The following is a 24,062-nucleotide window of genomic DNA, read 5'->3' on the forward strand; positions in this document are numbered from 1 at the left end:
TTTGCAGGAGCCAGCCCTGCTGGCGATAGGGCGCGCATCTTTGTAGGAGCCAGCCCTGCTGGCGATAGCGCGCCTGCGGTCCGCAGGCGTTTCGCTTGCAAGGCAAGCTCCTACAGAACAGCCCGCTACAAAACAGCCTCTTACAGATCACACACCTGCATGCCAACCCTTGTCGCTGGACACGCCCATCAAACCTCACCGGAGCGCTGCCATGCGTGATGGACTGGGCACACGTTTTCGCAGCGCTTTGGCGTCCTGGACTGCGGTGGACAGCGCATCACCCTGGAGTTTGCGGCGCCGTTCTTTGTGGGCGGCGCTGATTGCCCTGGTGATTGCCGTGCTGGTCACGCTGGTGTGGCTGGCCGGGCGTTACGAGGCCAGCCAGGTGCAGGCCGAGCTGGAACGCGACACGGCCGACGCCGTGAGCGATTTGCGCAGCAGCCTGTCGCGCCATGTGCAGGCGGTGCAGGCGCTGCAATCGGAGCCCTATGGGCTGAGCACCTGGCTGCCCGAGGCACTGGCGCTGTTGCGGCAAAACCGCGACTGGCTGCGCGTGGAGTGGCGTGACCCGCGCTGGCAGTTGCTGGCCCACGCCGACTCGCCCTTGCGCGCACCGCCGTTTGAGCGCACCGCCCGACAGGATGTCATCAACGATGCCCTGCAGGCTTGCCAACGGGCGCAGCGCTTCAATGGCCCGGCGTATTCGAGCACCTATTACCTGCCCCAGTCAGACGGCTTGGGCATGGAGGTGATGGAGCTGTGCCTGCCGCAAGTCCAGCTCGGTCAGCTGGTGGGCTTCACGGTGGTGACTTACAGCCTGCAAGAGCTGCTGGCCGAGCGGCTGGGGCCGAGCTTTGGGCGACGCAACGAACTCTCGTTCATCGAGCCCGATGGCACGCGGCTGGCCATCTCGGGGGCGCACCGCCGGGGCCTGCGCGTGTTCACCACGCAGCAGCTGGTGGACTTGCCGGGGACCACCCTGGTGCTGCGCATGGACGGGCGGCGTGGCGAGCCCGACCTGTTTCCCAACGTGCTCACGGCGCTGGTGACCGGCATGTCGATTGCGCTGATCACGGTGATGGTCTTGCTGGTCAAGGACTCGCGTCGGCGCCTGAAGGCCGAGCGCGATCTGGCCGAGGCGCTGGCTTTTCGCAAGGCCATGGAGGACTCGCTGGTCACCGGCTTGCGCGCGCGTGACCAGCAAGGGCGCATCACCTATGTGAACCCGGCGTTTTGCCAGATGGTCGGCTGGGAGGCCGAAGACTTGCTGGGCCGCAACGCGCCCATGCCCTATTGGCCGCCCGAGATGGTGGACGAGTACCAGCAGCGCCAGGCCATCCGGCTGGCGGGCAATGCGCCACCGCGTGAGGGGTTCGAGTCGGTGTTCATGCGCCAGGACGGCACGCGCTTTCCGGTGCTCATCATCGAGGCACCGCTGATCAGCGTGCGCGGCGAGCAGACCGGCTGGATGGGCGCGGTCATCGACATCAGCGAGCAGCGCCGGGTGGAAGAGCTTTCACGCGCCAGCCAGGAACGCCTGCAAGCCACCGCCCGTCTGGCCACCGTGGGCGAGATGGCTTCGCTGCTGAGCCACGAGCTGAACCAGCCGCTGGCGGCCATTGCCAGCTATGCCAACGGCTCGCTCAACCTGCTGCGCGACCCGGGTGCACAGCCGCAAACCCTGGAAGACGTGCACATGGCGCTGCGCCGCATTGCCGAGCAGGCGGGCCGAGCCGGGCGGGTAATCAACAGCGTGCACGACTTCGTGCGCCGCCGCGACCAGGCACGCGAAGCCGTGGCCCCGCAAGCCTTGCTGGACGCCATTGCCCCGCTGGTCAACCTGCAGGCGCGCAAGCTGCAAGTGCGGGTGCTGACCCGCGTGGAGCCCAAGCTGCCCAGCGTGTGGTGCGACCGCACCATGGTCGAGCAGGTGCTTTTGAACCTGGCACGCAACGGCATGCAGGCCATGGACCGCCCCGAATGCCGCGACCGCGTGCTGGTGCTGCAAGCCAAACGCGCCGCCTCGAACGCCGAACACAGCTGGGTCGAATTTGCCGTGACCGACGTGGGCACCGGCATTGAAGCGGACGTGGCCGAGCAACTGTTCACCCCGTTTTTCACCACCAAAGCCGAAGGCATGGGCCTGGGCCTGAGCCTGTGCCGCACCGTGGTCGAGCAACACGGCGGCCACCTCGACTACGAAGCCCAAGACCCCAAAGGCACCGTCTTCAGATTCACCCTGCCCGCTACGCGTGTCGGACCAGAAGCGTGAGAGATCTGCGTAGGACGGGTATTTGTGGGACGGGTATTCGTAGGACGTCGGCTTCAGCCCCGACATGAGCCTGTGCCGAGCCCACAACGTCAGACCTGAAGGTGCCGACCTACAAGAACACCACAGCCCTGCGCCGTAGGTCGGCGGTCGAAGACCCCGACATTTGCTTGCATTCCTAACAGGCCCTAGTCGGGCACTGTCGGCTCACCCTCCATGCCGGGCATTGCCGGTGCACCCACCCATGTCGGACTCTTCGAGTGCCGACCTACAAGAAGACCACAGCCCTGCGCCGTAGGTCGGCGGTCGAAGACCCCGACATCTGCTGGCATGCCGATCAGGCCCATTTCGGGCACTGCTGGCTCATCCTCCATGTCGGGCACTGCCGGTCCACCCGCCCATGTCGGACTCTTCGAGTGCCGACCTACAAGAACACCACAGCCCTGCGCCGTAGGTCGGCGGTCGAAGACCCCGACATCTGCTGGCATGCCTAACAGGCCCATTTCGGGCACTGTCGGCTCATCCTCCATGTCGGGCACTGCCGGTCCACCCACCCATGTCGGACTCTTCGAGTGCCGACCTACAAAAAGACCACAGCCCTGCGCCGTAGGTCGGCGGTCGAAGACCCCGACATCTGCTGGCATGCCGAACAGGCCCATGTCGGGCACTGTCGGCTCATCCTCCATGTCGGGCACTGCCAGTCCACCCGCCCATGTCGGACTCTTCGAGTGCCGACCTACAAGAACACCACAGCCCTGCGCCGTAGGTCGGCGGTCGAAGACCCCGACATCTGCTGGCATGCCGATCAGGCCCATGTCGGGCATTGCTGGCTCATCCTCCATGTCGGGCACTGTCGGCTCATCCTCCATGTCGGGCACTGCCGGTCCACCCACCCATGTCGGACTCTTCGAGTGCCGACCTACAAGAAGACCACAGCCCTGCGCCGTAGGTCGGCGGTCGAAGACCCCGACATCTGCTGGCATGCCGAACAGGCCCATGTCGGGCACTGTCGGCTCATCCTCCATGTCGGGCACTGCCAGTCCACCCGCCCATGTCGGACTCTTCGAGTGCCGACCTACAAGAACACCACAGCCCTGCGCCGTAGGTCGGCGGTCGAAGACCCCGACATCTGCTGGCATGCCGATCAGGCCCATTTCGGGCACTGTCGGCTCATCCTCCATGTCGGGCACTGCCAGTCCACCCGCCCATGTCGGACTCTTCGAGTGCCGACCTACAAGAACACCACAGCCCTGCGCCGTAGGTCGGCGGTCGAAGACCCCGACATCTGCTGGCATGCCTAACAGGCCCATTTCGGGCACTGTCGGCTCATCCTCCATGTCGGGCACTGCCGGTCCACCCACCCATGTCGGACTCTTCGAGTGCCGACCTACAACGGACAAGAACACCACAGCCCTGCGCCGTAGGTCGGCGGTCGAAGACCCCGACATCTGCTGGCATGCCTAACAGGCCCATTTCGGGCATTGCTGGCTCATCCTCCATGTCGGGCACTGTCGGCTCATCCTCCATGCCGGGCACTGCCAGTCCACCCGCCCATGTCGGACTCTTCGAGTGCCGACCTACAAAAAGACCACAGCCCTGCGCCGTAGGTCGGCGGTCGAAGACCCCGACATCTGCTGGCATGCCGAACATGCCCTAGTCGGGCATTGTCGGCTCACCCCCCATTTCGGGCATTGTCGGCTCATCCTCCATGTCGGGCACTGCCGGTGCACCCGCCCATGTCGGACTCTTCGAGTGCCGACCTACAAGAACACCACAGCCCTGCACCGTAGGTCGGCGGTCGAAGACCCCGACATCTGCTGGCATGCCGAACAGGCCCTAGTCGGGCACTGTCGGCTCACCCCCCCATTTCGGGCGCTGCATCGTCGCTCCGCCATGTCGGGCGCGGCGGGTTCACTTCTTCCCCAAAAACCTTCAAATAACAGCGAGGAGTTACCTCTTTGGGTATTTTTAAATGTCAATTTTGACAATAACCTCACAAATAACCGTCACAACCGACAAATGAAGTCTGCTGATTGATTTCAAACATTTTTCCAAATTGACGGGGTTGGGTTGATCGTTGGCGTATCCATGACATTCACCCTGCTTGTCCGCACATCGCTCCTTGCTGAAAAGTTCACCCCTCAGCGAGGGCTTTGTCGCGTCTGGACCCCCGTCATGGCGGATTGCGCAAGCCGGACTTTGCAGCTGCCGATCTGCCAAAACCACGCCGTCAAGCTGCGCTTCGCCGCTTTTTGAACCGCCTCACTGAGACCGAGAATTTTTTATGCCTGGCTTGACCTCACCTTTCATCTCCATCAGTTCTGATAAGTCGCGCCTGAGCGCCAGTGAAACGGCCCTGCTGACCTTCACGCTGAGCGAGCCCATCAGCAATTTCGGGGCTGAAGATGTCACCGTGCTGGGCGGCAGCATGAGTCAGTTTGTGCAAAGTGCCGCCGATCCTCGGGTTTACACCGCGACCTTCACCCCTGCTCCCCAGGCGCTGAGCGCGGCGGTGTTTGTGGCCAGCCAAAGCTTCAGCAACGCAGCGGGCGTGCTCAACGAGGATGGCAGCGAGAGCGACAACGTGGTGTCCATGGCCATCGCGCCGCTTGGGGTCGCCACACCGCCCACCATTGCGATCAGCACCCCCAAGAACACGTTGACGCCGGGCGAAGCGGTCACGGTCACGTTCACGCTCAGTGAAAACAGCAACGATTTCACGGCAGCGGATGTCACCACGCTGGGCGGCAGCCTGAGCAACCTGACCGGCAGCGGCAAGGTCTACACCGCCACCTTCACGCCCACGGCCGGTGCGCGCAGTGCCATGCTGTTTGTGGACAGCAACCGCTTCACCAACGCCTCGGGCCAGCTGAACCTCGACGGGGCCGACGGCAACAATGCGGCGTCTTTCAGCATCAACGCCGCGCCCGTGACACCGCCACCGCCACCACCACAGCCTCCTGCGCCAGCCGCACCGGTGGCGCCCGTGGTCAAGCTGGACACCAGCAGCGACAGCGGCCTGCTGGGCGACCAACTTACCAACGACAGCACCCCCACCCTGAGTGGCACCGGCACGGCGGGCGATGTGGTCACCATCAAAAACCCCGCAGGTGCCGTCATCGGCACCGCCACCGTGGCCGCCAACGGCAGTTGGCGCATCACACCCGCTGCCGCACTGCCCGAGGGCCTGAACACCCTGAGCGTCACGGCCAGCAATGCCTCCGGCCAAACCAGCACGCCGGTCAGCCTGCCCCTCACCATTGACAGCGCAGCGCCCACGGTGGCCATCAGCACGCCCAAAACCGTCTTGACCGCAGGCGAGACGGTCACCGTCAGCTTCACCCTGTCGGACAACAGCAGCGATTTCTCGCTGGCCGATGTCACCGCCCTGGGCGGCAGCCTGAGCAACTGGGTTGGCAGCGGCAAGGTCTACACCGCCACCTTCACACCCACCACCGGTGCACGCAGCGCCATGGTGTTTGTGGACAGTGCCCGCTTCAGCGATGCCGCTGGCAACTTCAACAAGGACGGCGCCGACGGCAACAATGTGGCGTCGTTCAGCATCAACGCAGCGCCCGTAACCCCGCCGCCGCCACCACCACAGCCGCCTGCGCCAGCCGCACCGGTGGCGCCCGTGGTCAAGCTGGACACCAGCAGCGACAGCGGTTCGGTCGGTGACCAACTCACCAACGACAGCACCCCCACCCTGAGTGGCACCGGCACGGCGGGCGATGTGGTCACCGTCAAAAACGCCGCAGGCGCCGTCATCGGCACCGCCACCGTGGCCGCCAACGGCAGCTGGCGCATCACCCCCGCTGCGGCACTGCCCGAGGGCCTGAACACCCTGAGCGTCACGGCCAGCAACGCCTCCGGCCAAACCAGCACGCCGGTCAGCTTGCCCATCACCATTGACAGCTTGCCCCCCACGGTCGTCATCAGCACGCCCAAAACCGTCTTGGCCGCAGGCGAGGCGGTCACCGTCAGCTTCACGCTGTCGGACAACAGCAGCGATTTCTCGCTGACCGATGTCACCGTCCTGGGCGGCAGCCTGAGCAATCTGGTCGGCAGCGGCAAGGTCTACACCGCCACCTTCACACCCACCGCCGGTGCACGCAGCGCCATGCTGTTTGTGGACAGCGACCGCTTCAGCGACGCCGCAGGCAACTTCAACAAGGACGGCGCCGACAGCAACAACGTGGCGTCTTTCAGCATCCAGCCTCCGGCTGTGGCGCCATCCGCGCCCCTGGCCGCACTGGCGGCCAGCAGCGACAGCGGCCTGCTGGGCGACAAGCTCACCAACGACAGCACCCCCACGATCAGCGGCACCGGCACAGCGGGGTATGTGATCACCGTCAAGGACGCAGCAGGCTTGGTGATCGGCACCGCCACTGTGGCCGCCAACGGCAGTTGGAGCATCACGCCCGCAAACGCCCTGCCCTCCGGACTGAACGCACTGAGCGTCACGGCGACCAACGCCGCCGGATTGACCAGCGCCGCCACGACTTTGGCCATCACCATTGACAACACCGCATCTGCAGTGCCTGCCGCGAACCTTGATGCGTCGAGCGACAGCGGCGTGCTGGGCGACAAGCTGACCAAGGACACCACACCCACGATCAGTGGCACGGGCACAGCGGGCGAAGTCATCACCGTCAAAGACGGCTCCGGCGCCATGATCGGTACAGCGACCGTGGCGGCCAACGGAACGTGGAGCATCACGCCTGTTACAGCACTGCCTTCGGGCGCCAACACCTTGAGCGTCACATCGACGGACGCAGCGGGCAACACCAGCGCTGCCACACCGCTGGTCATCACCATCGACAACACCGCTTCTGCCGCACCTGTCGCTAACCTTGATGCATCGAGCGACAGCGGTGTGCTCGGCGACAAGCTGACCAACGACACCACGCCGACGATCAGCGGCACGGGCACAGCGGGCGAAGTCATCACCGTCAAAGACGCTTCGGGCGCCGTGATCGGCACAGCGACCGTGGCGGCCAACGGAACGTGGAGCATCACGCCTGTTACGGCGCTGCCTTCCGGCGCGAATACATTGAGCGTCACATCGACGGACGCAGCAGGCAACACCAGCGCTGCCACGCCACTGGTCGTCACCATTGACAACACGGCTTCTGCCGCGCCTGTCGCTAACCTTGATGTTTCAAGCGACAGCGGTGTGCTCGGCGACAAGCTGACCAACGACACCACGCCGACGATCAGCGGCACGGGCACTGCGGGTGAAGTCATCACCGTCAAAGACGCTTCGGGCGCAGTGATCGGCACCGCCACCGTGGCGGCCAACGGCACTTGGAGCATCACGCCCGCCTCACCGCTGCCTTCTGGCGCCAACACCTTCAACGTCACCACCACCGATGCAGCAGGCAACATCAGCGCTGCCACGCCGCTGGTCATCACCGTCGACAACACGGCTTCTGCCGCGCCTGTCGCGAACCTTGATGCCTCGAGTGACAGCGGCACACTCGGCGACAGGCTGACCAACGACACCACACCGACGATCAGCGGCACCGGCACTGCGGGTGAAGTCATCACCGTCAAAGACGCCGCTGGCGCCGTGATCGGCACAGCGACCATCTCGGCCAATGGCACCTGGAGCATCACGCCCGCAACAGCGCTGCCCACAGGCGTCAACACCTTCAGCGTCACCATCACCGACGCAGCAGGCAACACCAGCGCCACAACGCCGATCATCATCACCATCGACACCACCGCTTCGGCGGCACCTGTCGCGAACCTTGATGCATCGAGCGACAGCGGTGTGCTCGGCGACAAACTGACCAACGACACCACACCGACCCTCAGCGGCACGGGCACTGCGGGTGAAGTCATCACCCTCAAAGACGCTTCGGGCGCCGTGATCGGCACAGCGACCGTGGCGGCCAACGGAACGTGGAGCATCACGCCTGTTACGGCGCTGCCTTCCGGCGCGAATACATTGAGCGTCACATCGACGGACGCAGCAGGCAACACCAGCGCTGCCACGCCACTGGTCGTCACCATCGACAACACCGCTTCGGCGGCTCCTGTCGCTAACCTTGATGCATCGAGCGACAGCGGCGTGCTCGGCGACAAGCTGACCAACGACACGACACCCACGATCAGCGGCACCGGTACTCCGGGTGAAGTCATCACCGTCAAGGATGCCTCCGGCGCCGTGATCGGCACCGCAACCGTCACGGCTAATAGCACCTGGAGCATCACGCCTGTTACGGCGCTGCCTTCCGGCGCCAATACTTTGAGCATCACGTCAACGGACGCAGCGGGCAACACCAGCCCGGCCACGCCTTTAGTCGTCACCATCGACAACACCGCTTCTGGGGCACCTGTCGCGAACCTTGATGCGTCGAGTGACAGCGGTGTGCTCGGCGACAAACTGACCAACGACACGACACCGACCATCAGCGGCACGGGCACTGCGGGCGAAGTCATCACCGTCAAAGACGCCTCCGGCGCCGTGATCGGCACAGCGACCGTGGCGGCCAACGGCACCTGGAGCATCACGCCGACAACTGCACTGCCTTCCGGGGCCAATACTTTGAGCGTCACATCGACGGACGCAGCAGGCAACACCAGTGCCGCCACGCCGCTGGTCATCACCATCGACACCTCCACACCCGCAGCGCCAACAACGCCATCAGCGCCCACAGCCAATTTGGCTGCCAGCAGCGACAGCGGCGTTCTCGGTGACAAGCTCACCAACGACACCACACCGACGATCAGTGGCACCGGCTCTGCGGGCGATGTGATCACCATCAAAGACGCAGCCAACGCCGTGATCGGCACCGCCACCGTGGCGCCCGATGGCACTTGGAGCATCACGCCCACCACCGCGCTGCCCTCTGGCGCGAACACCCTGAGCGTGACCGCGACCAATGCCAGTGCTCAGACCAGCCCAGCCACACCGCTTGTCATCACCATTGACAACACGGCCTCTGCAGCACCCACCGCTACGCTGGACCCCAGCAGCGACAGTGGCGTGCAAGGCGACAAGGTCACCAACGACACCACACCGACGATCAGCGGCACCGGTACCGCTGGCGAAGTGATCACCGTCAAAGACGCCTCCGGCGCCACCATCGGCACCGCCACCGTGGCAGCCAACGGCACCTGGAGCATCACGCCCACCACAGCATTGCCTTCCGGCGCCAATACTTTGAGCATCACGTCAACGGACGCAGCGGGCAACAACAGCACTGCGACGCCGCTGGCCATCACGATTGACACCAGCGCTTCTGCCGCACCTGTCGCGAACCTTGATGCGTCGAGCGACAGCGGTGTGCTCGGCGACAAACTGACCAACGACACGACACCGACCATCAGCGGCACGGGCAATGCGGGTGAAGTCATCACCGTCAAAGACGCCTCTGGCGCCGTGATCGGCACAGCCACCGTGGCGGCCAACGGATCGTGGAGCATCACGCCTGCCACAGCGCTGCCTTCTGGCGCCAACACCTTGAGCGTCACATCGACGGACGCAGCAGGCAACACCAGCGCTGCCACGCCGCTGGTCGTCACCGTCGACACAAGCACTCCCATCCCGCCCTCAACGCCATCAGCGCCCACAGCCAATTTGGCTGCCAGCAGCGACAGCGGCGTTCTCGGTGACAAGCTCACCAACGACACCACACCGACGATCAGCGGCACCGGCACCGCTGGCGAAGTCATCACGATCAAGGACGCCGCCAACGCCGTGATCGGCACCGCCACCGTAGCCCCCGACGGCAGCTGGAGCATCACGCCCGCAACGGCACTGCCTTCCGGCGCGAATACATTGAGCGTCACATCAACGGACGCAGCGGGCAACAACAGCACTGCGACGCCGCTGGCCATCACGATTGACACCAGCGCTTCTGCCGCGCCTACAGCCACGCTGGACCCCAGCAGCGACAGCGGTGTGCCCGGCGACAAGCTGACCAGCGACACCACGCCCACGATCAGCGGCACCGGCACTGCAGGTGAAGTCATCAGCATCAAAGATGCCACCAACGCCGTCATCGGCACAACCACCGTGGCCGTCGATGGCTCTTGGAGCATCACGCCCACCACTGCGCTGCCATCCGGCGCCAACACCTTCAACGTCACCACCACCGACGCAGCAGGCAACACCAGCGCCGCAACGCCGCTCGTCATCACCATTGACACCTCAACACCCGCCGCACCTTCAACACCATCAGCACCACCGGCCAATCTGGACGTCAGCAGCGACAGCGGCGTGTTGGGTGACAAGCTCACCAACGACACCACACCCACAATCAGCGGCACCGGTACTGCGGGCGATGTGATCACCATCAAAGACGCAGCCAACGCCGTGATCGGCACCGCCACCGTCGCGGCCAATGGCACCTGGAGCATCACGCCGACCACCGCGCTGCCCTCTGGCGCGAACACCCTCAGCGTGACAGCGACCAATGCCAGCGCTCAGACCAGCCCGGCCACACCGCTGGTCATCACCATCGACAACACCGCTTCGGCCGCACCTGTCGCTAACCTTGATGCATCGAGCGACAGCGGTGTGCTCGGCGACAAACTGACCAACGACACGACACCAACGATCAGCGGCACCGGCACCGCTGGCGAAGTCATCACGATCAAGGACGCCGCCAACGCCGTGATCGGCACCGCCACCGTAGCCCCCGACGGCAGCTGGAGCATCACGCCCGCAACGGCACTGCCTTCCGGCGCGAATACATTGAGCGTCACATCAACGGACGCAGCGGGCAACAACAGCACTGCGACGCCGCTGGCCATCACGATTGACACCAGCGCTTCTGCCGCGCCTACAGCCACGCTGGACCCCAGCAGCGACAGCGGTGTGCCCGGCGACAAGCTGACCAGCGACACCACGCCCACGATCAGCGGCACCGGCACTGCAGGTGAAGTCATCAGCATCAAAGATGCCACCAACGCCGTCATCGGCACAACCACCGTGGCCGTCGATGGCTCTTGGAGCATCACGCCCACCACTGCGCTGCCATCCGGCGCCAACACCTTCAACGTCACCACCACCGACGCAGCAGGCAACACCAGCGCCGCAACGCCGCTCGTCATCACCATTGACACCTCAACACCCGCCGCACCTTCAACACCATCAGCACCACCGGCCAATCTGGACGTCAGCAGCGACAGCGGCGTGTTGGGTGACAAGCTCACCAACGACACCACACCCACAATCAGCGGCACCGGTACTGCGGGCGATGTGATCACCATCAAAGACGCAGCCAACGCCGTGATCGGCACCGCCACCGTCGCGGCCAATGGCACCTGGAGCATCACGCCGACCACCGCGCTGCCCTCTGGCGCGAACACCCTCAGCGTGACAGCGACCAATGCCAGCGCGCAGACCAGCCCAGCCACGCCGCTGGTCATCACGATTGACAACACGGCTGCAGCCGCACCCACCGCCACGCTGGACACCAGCAGCGACAGCGGCACGCTCGGTGACAAGCTCACCAACGACACCACACCAACGATCAGCGGCACCGGCACCGCCGGGGACGTGATCACCATCAAGGACGCCGCCAACGCCGTGGTCGGCACCGCCACCGTGGCCACTGACGGCTCTTGGAGCATCACGCCCACCACCGCGCTGCCCTCTGGCGCGAACACCCTCAGCGTGACAGCAACCAACGCCAGCGCTCAGACCAGCCCGGCCACACCGCTTGTCGTCACCATCGACAACACCGCCTCAGCCGCACCCACCGCCACGCTGGACCCCAGCAGCGACAGTGGCGTGCAGGGCGACAAGAGCACCGAGGACACCACACCCACCCTCAGCGGCACCGGTACCGCTGGCGAAGTCATCACCCTCAAGGACGCAGCCAACGCCGTGATCGGCACCGCCACCGTGGCCCCCGATGGCACTTGGAGCATCACGCCCGCCACAGCACTGCCCACAGGCGCCAACACTTTCAGCGTCACCACCACCGATGCCGCAGGCAACACCAGCGCCGCCACGCCTTTGACGGTGACGATCACCAGCCCGGTGCTGGGCAATGCCAGCATCACCGGCACAGCCACAGGGGCGGTGACCGAAGACGCCAGCACGGCCATCGTCAGTGGCAGCTTGACCGTGACCGATCCGGACACGGGTGAAAACATGCTGCAAACGCCTGCTTCGCTGGCGGGGGTGTATGGCACCTTCACGCTCGACACCACCACAGGCGCCTGGACTTACACCCTGGACAACAGCCGGGCCGCCACGCAGGCCCTGGCGGGGCAGGCCACGGTGACTGAAAAACTCACCGTGACCAGCAAGGATGGTTCGGTCAGCCAGGACATCAGCGTGCTCATCACGGGCACGGACGATGCGCCGGTGCTGAGCATCCCTTCCGCAGGCCCACCGGGCACGGCCAAATCGCCGGTCAACAACACCGTTGTGGTGGCCAACAACACCGTTGTGGCGGGGCTGTGGGACCCGATTGTGGACATGTATGGCACCCCGGATGGCCTGGGCAGTTACCACACGCCTTACTACGCCTATGGCGGCACCACCCCCATGGTGGTGCGTGATGACAACAACATGGCCGGTACCACCAACACGCGTCTGGACCAGGGCGACATCCTGGCGGCCGACTTTCAGGGCTACAACGGCGTGGTGTATGGCGTGGCCTTGGGCTTGCGCAAGATCAAGGCCGACGGTCTGGGCGCCGCCACCTTGCGCGTGGACATCAAAAAGCCTGATGGCACCATCATCTCGGGTGTGGTCACGGCGTCGTCCACCCGACAAGGCGGCGCTGGCGGCTGGGACAGCGCGGGCTACAACCTGGGCAGCACGATCGGCAATTTCACGGCCGATCAAACGGGCACCTACACGATGCTGATCGTGGGCACCTCGGTGGCGCCGGTGCGTCTGAATTTCCCGGAAGCCAAGGTCATCAACGCAGCAGGCGAAGTCATCGTCAACCCCGTGCATTTGAGCTACACCGAAGGCCAAGGCATGGCCGCCATCAACACGGCCGTGACCGTGGCTGATGTGGACAACACCAGCGCCGTCAGCGCCAAGGTGGCCATCACTGGCGGCTTTGCAGCGGCCGAAGATGTGCTGGGCTTTGTCAACGATGGGCAGACCATGGGCAACATCACCGCCAGCCTGAGCCCCGGCGTGGTGCGCCTGAGTTCGGCGGGCGGCACCGCCACGCTGGCGCAATGGCAATCGGCCTTGCGTGCGGTGCAATACAGCAACACCTCTGACAAACCCAGCACCGCCACCCGTACCGTGCAGTACACCCTGAACGACGGCACACTGGATTCGGCCGTAGCCACTTCGCTGATTGGGGTGACGCCCGTCAAGGACGCGCCGGTGTTGACCGACACCTCGCTGAGCCTGGCCATGGTTGCGGCCGATGCCCCTGTGCCCACGGGCGCGGTGGGCACACTGGTGAGCAGCTTGATGGGCGGCGTGAGCCTGCCCGATGGCACCACCACCCTCAAGGGCATGGCCATCACCGGGGTGGACACCAGCCAAGGTACTTTGTTCTTCAGCACCAACGGCGGCACCACCTGGACGGCCGTGAGCAGCGTCAGCGATGCCAATGCCTTGCTGCTGAAATCGGATGCGGACAACCGTTTGTATTTCCAGCCCGCCGCTGGGGTCTCCAACAGCATCGCCAGCGCCGTCACCTTCCGCGCCTGGGATCAGCGTGTGGGCACAGAGGGCGCGTATGTGGATGTTTCGGTCAATGGAGGGACGAGTTCCTATTCTTCAGCCACCGATGTGCTGCTGCAAAAATTGCCGGTGGTGGTCAACCTCAGCGATGTGGCCCAGGGCAGCGGTGGTTTTGTCATCAACGGCGACAGCGCCAGTGACCGCAGCGGCTATGCCCTGAGCAACGCGGGCGACGTCAACGGCGACGGTCTTGACGACATCTTGGTGGGGGCTGTGGGCGCCGATGTCAACGGCGCAGCCGATGCGGGCCGCGCCTATGTGGTGTACGGCAAGGCCGGCAGCATGCAGATTGACCTGAGCGCCGTGGCCGCGGGCGTGGGTGGCTTTGCCATAGAGGGCTTTGCGGTCAACGATGCCGTGGGCAACTCGGTCAGCGCCGCAGGCGATGTGAACCACGATGGCCTGGCCGATCTGGTGGTGATCTCCAGCAACGGCAACGCCACACCGTCGGGCAACAACCAGGGTCGGGCGCATGTGATTTTTGGCAGCACCAGCGGCACCACGGTCCATGTGAACGCTTTGGCGGCCAGCAGCGGGTTTTCGATCAATGGCGTGACCGATGCCTCGTCGGTGGGCTTGCAAACCGTGAGCGCTGCAGGCGATGTGAACGGCGACGGCCTGGAAGATTTTGTGGTGGGCACCTTCACCGCCGATGTGGCGGGCATGAGCGACGCAGGCAAGGCTTATGTGGTGTTTGGCCGCAGCAACAACAGCACCGACATTGAGCTGAGCGCAGTCGCTGCAGGCTGCGGCGGCTTCGTTGTGCAGGGCCAAAGTGCCTCGGACGTGCTGGGCACGTCCGTCAGCAATGCAGGCGATGTCAATGGCGACGGGCTGGCCGATCTGATTGTGGGTGCGACCCTGGCCAATGGCACAGGCGCTGCGTATGTGGTGCTGGGCCAAACAGGCGGGGGGGCGGTGTCTGTCAGCGCCCTGGGCGCGCAAGGCTTTGTGATCTTTGGCGAATGTGCGGGCGACCAGGCGGGGCGCGTCAGCAGTGCGGGCGATGTCAACGGTGACGGCCTGGCCGATCTGATCGTGGGCGCCAGCGGCTCCGATTTGAGCAATGGCGCCAACGCGGGCCGCAGCTATGTGGTGTTTGGGCGCACCGGCGCGGTCACGGATGTGCAACTCAGCGCCATCGCGGCGGGCTCAGGCGGCTTTGTGATCAATGGCCAGTGCGCGGGCGATGCAGCCGGTGCTGTGGGCTATGCAGGCGATGTCAACGGCGATGGCCTGGCCGACCTGATGGTGGGCGCCAGCGCCGCCGACCCGGCAGCGGGCACCGATGCAGGCCGTGCCTATGTGGTCTATGGCAAGACGAGCACCAGCGCCGTTCAGCTCAGCAGCCTGGCGCTGGGCGAGGGCGGCTTTTTCATCAACGGCCAATCGGCCGGTGACATGGCAGGCAACGTCAGCCTGGGCGGCGACATCAACGGTGACGGTTTTGCCGATGTGCTGGTGGGCGCAGCCAGCGCCACCACGGCAGGCGGCACGCTGGCGGGCAAGTCGTATGTGGTCTGGGGCGGCAGCCGCTTCATGGACACCCTGGATGTGTCGGGCCAGCAGGCCGCTGACACCCTGAGCGGCAGCGCCCTGTCAGACACCTTTGTGGCCGGGGACGGCGCCGATGTGCTGACCGGCAACGGCGGCGCCGACGTGATGTATGGCGGCAAAGGCAACGATACTTTTGTGCTGAACGCGAGCAACGTGCAGGCCTTGCACAGCCCCATGGGCCAGGGCGGCAATGTGCTGCAACTGGCGCGTGTCGATGGCGGCACGGGCTATGACACGCTGCAGCTCAGTGAGGGCGCCGCCCTGAACCTGGGCGCCGTGAGCCACGCCGACGCCGCATCGCCCGATGTGGCCAGCCGCATCGAAGGCATTGAACGCTTCGATCTGGCCAGCGATGCCGCCAGCAACACCCTGGGCCTGAGCGCCAGCGATCTGGCCGAGCTGGCCAGCTTCAACAGCGTGCACACCGGCAGCGCCAGTGCGGACGGCAAGACCTGGACGAACGTGAGCGGCACGGCCCTGGGCAGCGTCACGCCCTATCACCAGCTGGTGGTCGAGGGCGATGCCCAAGACGCGCTCAACCTGCAAGCCGGGCAGGGCAGCTGGGCGAAGGTGGGCACGGTCAATGACGGCCTGCATGACCATCTGGTCTATCAAAACGAGGCCCTGCATGCGCAGGTCATCGTGCGCCAAGGCATGGCGGTGTATGGCGCCGACACGGTAGGCAACCCGGCCAATGCGGCACCGGTCCTGACCGACCGAATCCTCAACCTGGACACGCTGGGTGATGTGCCCCTCGACCCTGCGGGCGAGGTGGGCAATTTGGTCAGTCAATTCATGGGCGGGGTGAGTGACGCCAACGGGGCGTCGGCCTTGCAAGGCATGGCCATCACCGGCGTGGACACCAGCCGGGGCAGCCTGTACTACAGCACCAACGGTGGCCTCAGCTGGGCACAGGTCAGCGCGGTGAGCGACCACATGGCTTTGCTGCTGGGCGCAGGCAGCAACAACCGGATTTATTTCAAGCCCAACGCGGGCGTGACGGACAACATCAACTCGGCCGTGAGCTTCCGCGCTTGGGACCAGACCCTGGGCACCGAGGGGGTGTATGTGGATGTGCTGGCCGGTGCGGGCTTGACCCCCACGAGCGCCTTTTCCAGCAGCACCGAACAGATTGCGCAAAACTTCGTGCCCAAGGTCAACCTCGCCGCCGTGGCCCAGGGTTTCGGCGGGTTTGTCATCAATGGCCAGTGCGCAGGCGACGTCAGTGGCTTCAGCGTGGCCAATGCGGGCGACGTCAACGGCGATGGCTATGACGACCTGATTGTGGGCGCGCCGTATGCCGACACCTCGGTGACCAACAGTGGCCGCGCTTTCGTGGTGTTTGGCAAATCGGGCACCAGCGCAATCAACTTGAGCGGCCTGGCTGCTGCCTCTGCGGGCTTTGTGCTGGAAGGCTTTGGCACCACCTTCAGCGCAGCTTCTGTCGCTGCCGCCGGGGATGTCAACGGCGACGGCCTGGCCGACCTGATCGCCGGTGCACACAACGAAGATGGCACCCACGGGCGCACGTACATCGTTTACGGCAAAACCTCCAGCAGCACCGTACTGGCCTCGGCCGTGAATGCGGGCAGTGGTGGCTACACCATCATCGGCTTCACCAGTTCAGGTCAACTCTTCAGCGCAGGCGCACTCAGTGCCGCAGGCGATGTCAACGGCGACGGTTTGACCGACTTCCTGATCGGGGCAGCCAAAGGCCAATCTGTTCCTTCAGGCAAGACCTATGTGGTATTTGGCAGTACAGACATGGCCAAGGTGCAATTGACGGCTGTTCAGGCCGGATCGGGTGGCTTTGCCATCAACGCACAAAGCAGTGGCGATTACACCGGCTACAGCGTGAGCAATGCAGGCGACGTGAACGGCGACGGCCTGGCCGATGTGGTCTTGGGCACTTACAACAGTGATCCTGCCGCCGGAACGGACGCGGGGCGCAGCTATGTGGTGTTTGGCAAAACCAGCACCAGCGGCGTCAACCTTTCAGCCTTGCAGGCGGGCTCGGGCGGCTTTGTCATTCAGGGGCAGTGCGCCAGCGACCTCAGTGGTTTCAGCGTGAGCCAGGCGGGCGACGTCAACGGCGACGGCCTGGGCGATGTGGTGGTGTTTGCCCCGCAAGCCGACCCGGGCGCCAGGGCCAATGCGGGCAGCACCTATGTGGTGTATGGCAAAACCGACGGCCAGGTCATCCAGCTCAGCGCCATTGCGGCAGGCGTGGGCGGCTATGTGATCAACGGCCAGTCGGCCGGTGACGGGGTCTATCTGACCACCGAAACCCAAGTGCCCCAGCGCACCCGCGTGAGCTATGCGGGCGACATCAACGGCGACGGCTTGGCCGACCTGATCATCGGCTCGCAACTGGCCGATCCCGCCACGGGCGTTGATGCGGGCTGCAGTTATCTGGTGTATGGCCGAACCACCAACACGCCGATTGAGCTGAGCGATGTGGTCAACGGCATCGGCGGCTTTGTCATCAATGGCCAGTCGGCCGGTGACAACGCCGGCATTGTGAGCATGGCGGGCGACATCAACGGCGATGGCTTTGATGATTTGCTGGTGGGCGCACGCACGGCCGACCCGGCCGCAGGCGCCGATGCGGGCAAGACCTATGTGATTTTTGGCGGCAGCCAATGGGACAGCCAGGTGGACTTGCTGGGTGATGCGGCGGCCAATACCTTGACGGGCAACGCCTTGTCCGAAACCTTCGTCGCAGGCGATGGCCACGACAGACTGATCGGCAACGGCGGCGCCGACGTGATGTATGGCGGCAAGGGCGACGACACCTTTGTCCTCAATGCCAGCAACGTGAGCGCTTTGCAAAGCCCCCTGGGCGCAGGCGGCAACGTGGGCCAACTGGCACGCGTGATCGGCGGCACGGGTTACGACACGCTGGCGCTGAGCGCGGGCGCTTCGCTGAACCTGCAAAGCGTGAGCAACGCAGACGGCGCATCGCCCGACGGCATGAGCCGCATCGAAAGCATCGAACGCATTGACCTGGCAAGCGACACCGCCGCCAACACCCTGGGCCTGAGCGCCCAGGACGTGGTGGACATGGCCGGTTTCAACAGCATCCACACCGGCACCCTGAGCGCCGACGGCAAGACCTGGACGAATGTGAGCGGCACCGCTTTGGCTGACAGCACCAGATACCACCAGTTGGTGGTGGAAGGCGATGCCGCCGACGTGCTGAACTTGCAGCTGGGCACCGGCTTGTGGACGAACACGGGCACCGTCAACGATGGCACCCATGACTACACGGTCTACCAAAACGAAGGCATGCGCAGCCAGGTGATCGTGCGCACTGGGCTTACCGTCAACAACCTGGACAGCGTGGCACCCGTGGTGCTGGACATGAACCGCGACGGCATCTTGAGCTACAGCCAGGTGCAAATGGATGTCAACGGCGACGGCCTGCTAGACCAAACCGCCTGGGCCGCCCCGCAAGACGGCGTGCTGGTGTGGGACAAGTACGCCGATGCCATGGTGCACGACCACAGCCAGTTTGCTTTCTCGCAATATGCGGGCTTGCTGGGCACAGGTGCGACCGACTTGCAAGGCCTGGCCGCAGCGTTTGACAGCAACGGCGATGGCCAGCTGAACCTGCAAGACGCCCACTTTGCCGAGATGGCCGTCTGGCAAGACGCCAACCACAATGGCGTGAGCGACAGCGGCGAAGTGCGCCACCTGCTCGATGTGGGCATTGTGTCCCTGCAGTTGCACAGCGATGGCGTGTTGCGGGCACCGGCCCCAGGTGTGCAAGAAGCAGGCCGCACCAGCGCCACCCTGCTCGACGGCAGCCAGCTGCTGGTGGCCGATGCGGCATTTGCCTACAACAGCGGCAGCGCTTTGCAGTGGCACGATGTGCTGGCCCCAGCGGACCGCCCAGAGGCCCTGTACACAGGCAACCTGCTGCCCACCCCCAACCTGGACACCAGCCACCAACTCCTGATCGACCAGGCGCAACTCATGACGCATTGACCACCATCGCCCACAAAGAGCGGTGTCGGTCATCCAGCAACGTCGGACTCTGCGAGTGCCGACCTACAAGCTCCCCACTACCCCTTAGGTCGGTGGTCGAAGACCCCGACATCGCTTGGCTGACCGCAACGCCCTGCTTCTGGCACCGCTGCCTCATCAAACAACGTCGGACTCTTCGAGTACCGACCTACAAGCTCCCTGCGCCCCCGTAGGTCGGTGGTCGAAGACCACGACATCGCTTGGCTGACCGCAACGCCCTGCTTCTGGCACCGCTGCCTCATCAAACAACGTCGGACTCTGCGAGTGCCGACCTACAAGCTCCCCGCGACCCCGTAGGTCGGTGGTCGAAGACCACGACATCGCTTGGCTGACCGCAACGCCCTGTTTCTGGCACCGCTGCCTCATCCAGCAACGTCGGACTCTGCGAGTGCCGACCTACAAGCTCCCTGCAACCCCGTAGGTCGGCGGTCGAAGACCCCGACATCGCTTGGCTGACCGCAACGCCCTGCTTCTGGCACCGCTGCCTCATCCAGCAACGTCGGACTCTGCGAGTGCCGACCTACAAGCTCCCCGCGACCCCGTAGGTCGGTGGTCGAAGACCCCGACAAATACCAGCCCAGGCGCCACCCCTAAAATGCCCCGATGCACTCCCCCCAAGACAGCGTGGTTTATATCGTTGACGACGACATCAGCGTGCGCGAAGGCATGGCCTGGTTGCTGCGCACGCGGCGTTTGCTGAGCGAATCTTTTGACAGCGCAGAAGCCTTTCTGGACATGCTGGCGCGTGACGGCACCGCCTTGCCCCAACAAGTGGGCTGCATCTTGCTCGATGTGCGCATGCCCGGCATGAGCGGACTGGCTTTGTTTGAACACCTGCTGTCCAACGGCATCGCGCAAGCCTGGCCGGTGATCTTCTTGACGGGCCACGCCGATGTGCCCACGGCGGTGGACAGCGTCAAGCGCGGCGCGTTTGATTTTTGTGAAAAGCCTTTTTCTGACAACGCACTGGTGGACCGCATCGAGCAGGCGCTGTCTTTGTCACAAGAGCGGCTGATGGCACGCAAGCAACAACGACTGCTTCAATCTCGCCTGAGCGAACTCACCGACCGCGAGCGCGATGTGATGCGTCTGGTGGTCGAAGGCCTGCCCAACAAACTGATCGCGGACCAACTCGACATCAGCGTGCGCACCGTCGAGGTGCACCGTTCACGTGTGTTCGACAAGATGGAAGTCAAATCGGCCGTGGAACTGGCCAATCTGTTGCGCGCTTTGGACTAAAACACATCTGGGGCATGGCCTGCGTTGCGCCTGCCCACGCCTCCATGTCGGGGCTGAAGCCACCGACCTACGGGGAAAAATCGATCGTTTGGCAGCATCTTGTAGGTCGGCACTCGCAGAGTCCGGCATGGGGCAATGAACCCCTACCGTCGATGCAAGCGTTGAACGTGATTCAGCCAAATGTCGGAGTCTTCGACCACCGACCTACGGGGCGGTGTCCGATTGGCAGCATCTTGTAGGTCGGCACTCGCAGAGTCCGGCATGGGGCAATGAACCCCTACCGTCGATGCAAGCGTTGAACGTGATTCAGCCAAATGTCGGGGTCTTCGACCTCCGTCCTGCACAGTGCATTGGAGTGACGAATGTGCGCTCAGTCCAGCAGTGACTGCGCGCCTTCAAACCGCTGTGCGTAATAGCGGTTGCTCAGCAAATCCATGCGCACCCCGGTGCGTGGATTGCTGGCGTGCACAAACTTGTTGTTGCCCACGTAAACACCGACATGCGAATGGTGTGCCCCCAGGGTGTTGAAAAAAACCAGATCGCCAGGCTGCAGTTTCGCCCGATCAATCGGTCGGGATTGGCGTCCCAGATCAGCTGAGGAGCCTTTGACGGGCATGCCCGCTGCCTCGCGGTACACATGCGAGACCAAGCCCGAGCAGTCAAAGCCAGTGGCGGGCCCGCGACCTCCCCAGGCATAGGGCGTGTCCAACAATGACATCGCATACATCGCCAAATCGTTGCGTTTGCTTTGATAACGGCTGAAGTCGACGGGGGATGGATTGCTGGCAGCGCTTGGGGTCGGCACGGGCTTGTGCCGTGTCGACGAACAGCCCGTGATCCCGAAAATTGCACACAAGACCCATGCGCTCATGAGCCGCGTCAGTCTTTCTGGTTGACTCGGAGGTGGGCAAAACATGGCCGGATTTTAGGGCTTTGACGATATCAAGCTGTGCACAGCAGCGCTGAAACAGCCGCCCTGCAAAGAGAAACCCGTAGGTCGGCTGTCGAAGACCCCGACACCGGCCTGATGAACGGCCAACACCTGTATCGTCGGTATCGGTTCACTTACAAACGTCGGAATCTGCCAGTGCCGACCTGCCAAAAGCTGGCCCAAATACTGAGCGCCACCTCATTTTGCGGGTGGATCTTCGCCCTCTTGCGAGCCAGGTGGCTGGGGTATTTCGCCCTTTGGCCGACCCGAGAACATGGTCCACCAGACAATCAACACGAAAATCACGCCTGCCGCCAACGCTTCCAGCAAAATCAGTCCCATGCGCCAACTCCTGTTTTTCCGTTTCAACCCCTTTTGGGCCTCTGCGGTGGTGGCCGCGATTGTAGGCAGCTTGGCTGGATGCTCCACCGCGCCCGTACCGCATTCCCCTGCCCCCCCCCCAATGCCGCAGGACAGCAGTGCTCTGCCGCCGGTGATCACGCAAGCCCAAAGCCGCTGGATTCCCGTTCGCTGGTCCGAGCTGCCCGGGCTGGAGGCAGACGCCGTGCACGAAGCCTGGCCCGCCTGGCTGCAAAGCTGCCAGCGTCCGGCCAAACCCTGGGCCGCGCTGTGCCCCGAGGTGCAGCAATTGGCGCGTGAATCGGTGCAAGCCCAGCGCAACTGGATGCGGCAAAAACTGCAGCCCTACCGCGTCGAGTCGCATGACCAGCGAGCCGACGGCTTGCTGACCGCTTATTACGAACCCGTGCTCAATGCCTCGCGCCTGCCGCGTGCCGGGTTCAATGTGCCGCTGTACACCGCCCCCGCCGATCTGGCGCGCCGCAAGCCCTGGTATACGCGTCAGGAGATCGAAACCGTGTCCGCTGCCCGCGCCGCCTTGCGCGGCAAGGAGTTGGTCTACCTGGCCGATCCGGTGGATGCGATGGTGCTGCACATTCAGGGCTCGGGCCTGGTGAACGTGACCGAGCCCGACGGCCGCCAGCGCATGGTGCGTTTGGCCTTTGGCGGCACCAACGACCAGCCCTACAAAAGCATTGGCAAATGGCTGCTTGACCAGGGCCTGATCCGCGACGCGTCCTGGCCGGGCATCAAGGACTGGATTGCGCGCAATCCATCGCGGCTCAATGAGTTGCTCTGGCAAAACCCACGCGTGGTGTTTTTCAAGGAAGAAGCCTTGCCCGCCAGCATCGTGCCCCCCGGCCCCAAAGGCGCACAAGGTGTGCCACTGACGGCGGGCCGCTCGATTGCCGTGGACCGCAGCAGCATCCCGTACGGCACACCGGTGTGGCTGCGCTCGCCCGGGCCGCAAACGACGCTGGACCGCCTGGTACTCGCACAAGACACCGGCACGGCCATCGTAGGCGCGGTGCGGGCCGACTACTACGCCGGGTCGGGCGCGGCCGCTGGCGACTTGGCCGGGCGCCTGAAGCAGCCTTTGCAATTGTGGGTCTTGTGGCCGCGATGAGTGTGTCCTGTCGCCCCGGCTGCGCGGCCTGCTGCATCGCCCCGTCCATCTCCTCGCCCATCCCCGGAATGCCCCAGGGCAAACCTGCGGGTGTGCCATGCGTGCAGCTGAACGAACACCTGCGCTGCAAAATCTTCGGCCACCCAAGCCGCCCCGCCGTCTGCGGCCAACTGGCTGCCTCGCTCGAAATGTGCGGCCCGCAAGACGACGCCGGGCAGTTCGCACGCGTCTACCTCACACAGCTGGAAGAACTGACGCGGCCTTGAAAGCTTGTCGCTTGGAAAACTGATGTCGGACTCTTCGAGTGCCGACCTACGAGGTTGCTGGTTTTCGTAGGTCGGCGGTCGAAGACCCCGACGTTGGGGCTTGATGACCGATGTCGCCTGGGGCAGGCGGCAGTGGCTGATCGGCCATTTGTCGGACTCTTCGAGTGCCGACCTACGAGGTCGCAGTATTTCGTAGGTCGGCGGTCGAAGACCCCGACGTTGGGGCTTGATGACCAATAGCGACTGATGCAAGCGGCAGTGCCGGTTCGGCCATTTGTCGGACTCTTCGAGTGCCGACCTACGAGGTTGCTGGTTTTTGTAGGTCGGTGGTCGAAGACCCCGACGTTGGGGCTTGATGACCAATAGCGACTGATGCAAGCGACAGTGCCGATTCGACCATTTGTCGGACTCTTCGAGTGCCGACCTACGAGGTCGCTGGTTTTCGTAGGTCGGCGGTCGAAGACCCCGACGTTGGGGCTTGATGACCGATGACGCCTGGGGCAGGCGGCAGTGCCGGTTCGGCCATTTGTCGGACTCTTCGAGTGCCGACCTACGAGGTTGCTGGTTTTCGTAGGTCGGCGGTCGAAGACCCCGACATGGGG

The 24,062-nt window shown here is 64.3% G+C and carries 8 protein-coding genes; 6 read left to right on the plus strand and 2 right to left on the minus strand.

Features of this window, described 5'->3' with window-relative positions; genetic code table 11:
• Nucleotides 1-211: 211 nt before the first annotated feature.
• The 4 genes from B9Z51_RS17055 (at nt 212) to B9Z51_RS17070 (ending at nt 20,777) form a co-directional block, all read left to right on the plus strand.
• Nucleotides 212-2,272, plus strand: a complete 2,061-nt coding sequence (locus B9Z51_RS17055) for a sensor histidine kinase (RefSeq protein ID WP_108376496.1) — start codon at nt 212-214, stop codon at nt 2,270-2,272.
• 2,085 nt (nt 2,273-4,357) lie between these two features.
• Entirely contained in the window at nt 4,358-4,525 is a 168-nt protein-coding gene (locus tag B9Z51_RS18490; RefSeq protein WP_158272920.1) for a hypothetical protein, read from the plus strand.
• 28 nt (nt 4,526-4,553) lie between these two features.
• On the plus strand, nt 4,554-19,499 hold the full coding sequence (locus tag B9Z51_RS17065; protein ID WP_108376380.1) for an Ig-like domain-containing protein: 14,946 nt from the start codon (nt 4,554-4,556) through the stop codon (nt 19,497-19,499).
• Between the two features lie 642 nt (nt 19,500-20,141).
• On the plus strand, nt 20,142-20,777 hold the full coding sequence (locus B9Z51_RS17070) for a response regulator transcription factor (protein ID WP_108376381.1): 636 nt from the start codon (nt 20,142-20,144) through the stop codon (nt 20,775-20,777).
• A gap of 370 nt (nt 20,778-21,147) precedes the next feature.
• Here B9Z51_RS17070 and B9Z51_RS17075 read toward each other — a convergent pair whose 3' ends face one another.
• Both B9Z51_RS17075 and B9Z51_RS18715 read right to left on the minus strand, forming a co-directional pair.
• Nucleotides 21,148-21,495 (minus strand): C40 family peptidase, encoded by a 348-nt coding sequence (locus tag B9Z51_RS17075; protein WP_233255026.1) that lies wholly within the window; start codon nt 21,493-21,495, stop codon nt 21,148-21,150.
• Between the two features lie 411 nt (nt 21,496-21,906).
• A complete protein-coding gene (locus B9Z51_RS18715) occupies nt 21,907-22,050 on the minus strand; it encodes a hypothetical protein (protein WP_199227576.1) in 144 nt (47 codons plus the stop codon).
• Between B9Z51_RS18715 and B9Z51_RS17080 the strand changes: the two genes are divergently transcribed.
• The gene (locus B9Z51_RS17080) at nt 21,983-23,194 is read left to right on the plus strand and encodes a murein transglycosylase A (protein ID WP_108376383.1); all 1,212 of its coding nucleotides are present in this window, start codon (nt 21,983-21,985) and stop codon (nt 23,192-23,194) included. The two genes, B9Z51_RS18715 and B9Z51_RS17080, sit on opposite strands and share 68 nt — an antisense overlap.
• Complete coding sequence (locus tag B9Z51_RS17085; protein ID WP_108376384.1) at nt 23,191-23,460, plus strand: YkgJ family cysteine cluster protein; 270 nt, start codon at nt 23,191-23,193, stop codon at nt 23,458-23,460. The genes B9Z51_RS17080 and B9Z51_RS17085 overlap by 4 nt, the downstream gene beginning before the upstream one ends.
• Nucleotides 23,461-24,062 lie beyond the last annotated feature (602 nt).

The sequence above is a fragment of the Limnohabitans sp. T6-5 genome, from assembly GCF_003063315.1.
Lineage (GTDB): Bacteria > Pseudomonadota > Gammaproteobacteria > Burkholderiales > Burkholderiaceae_C > Limnohabitans_A.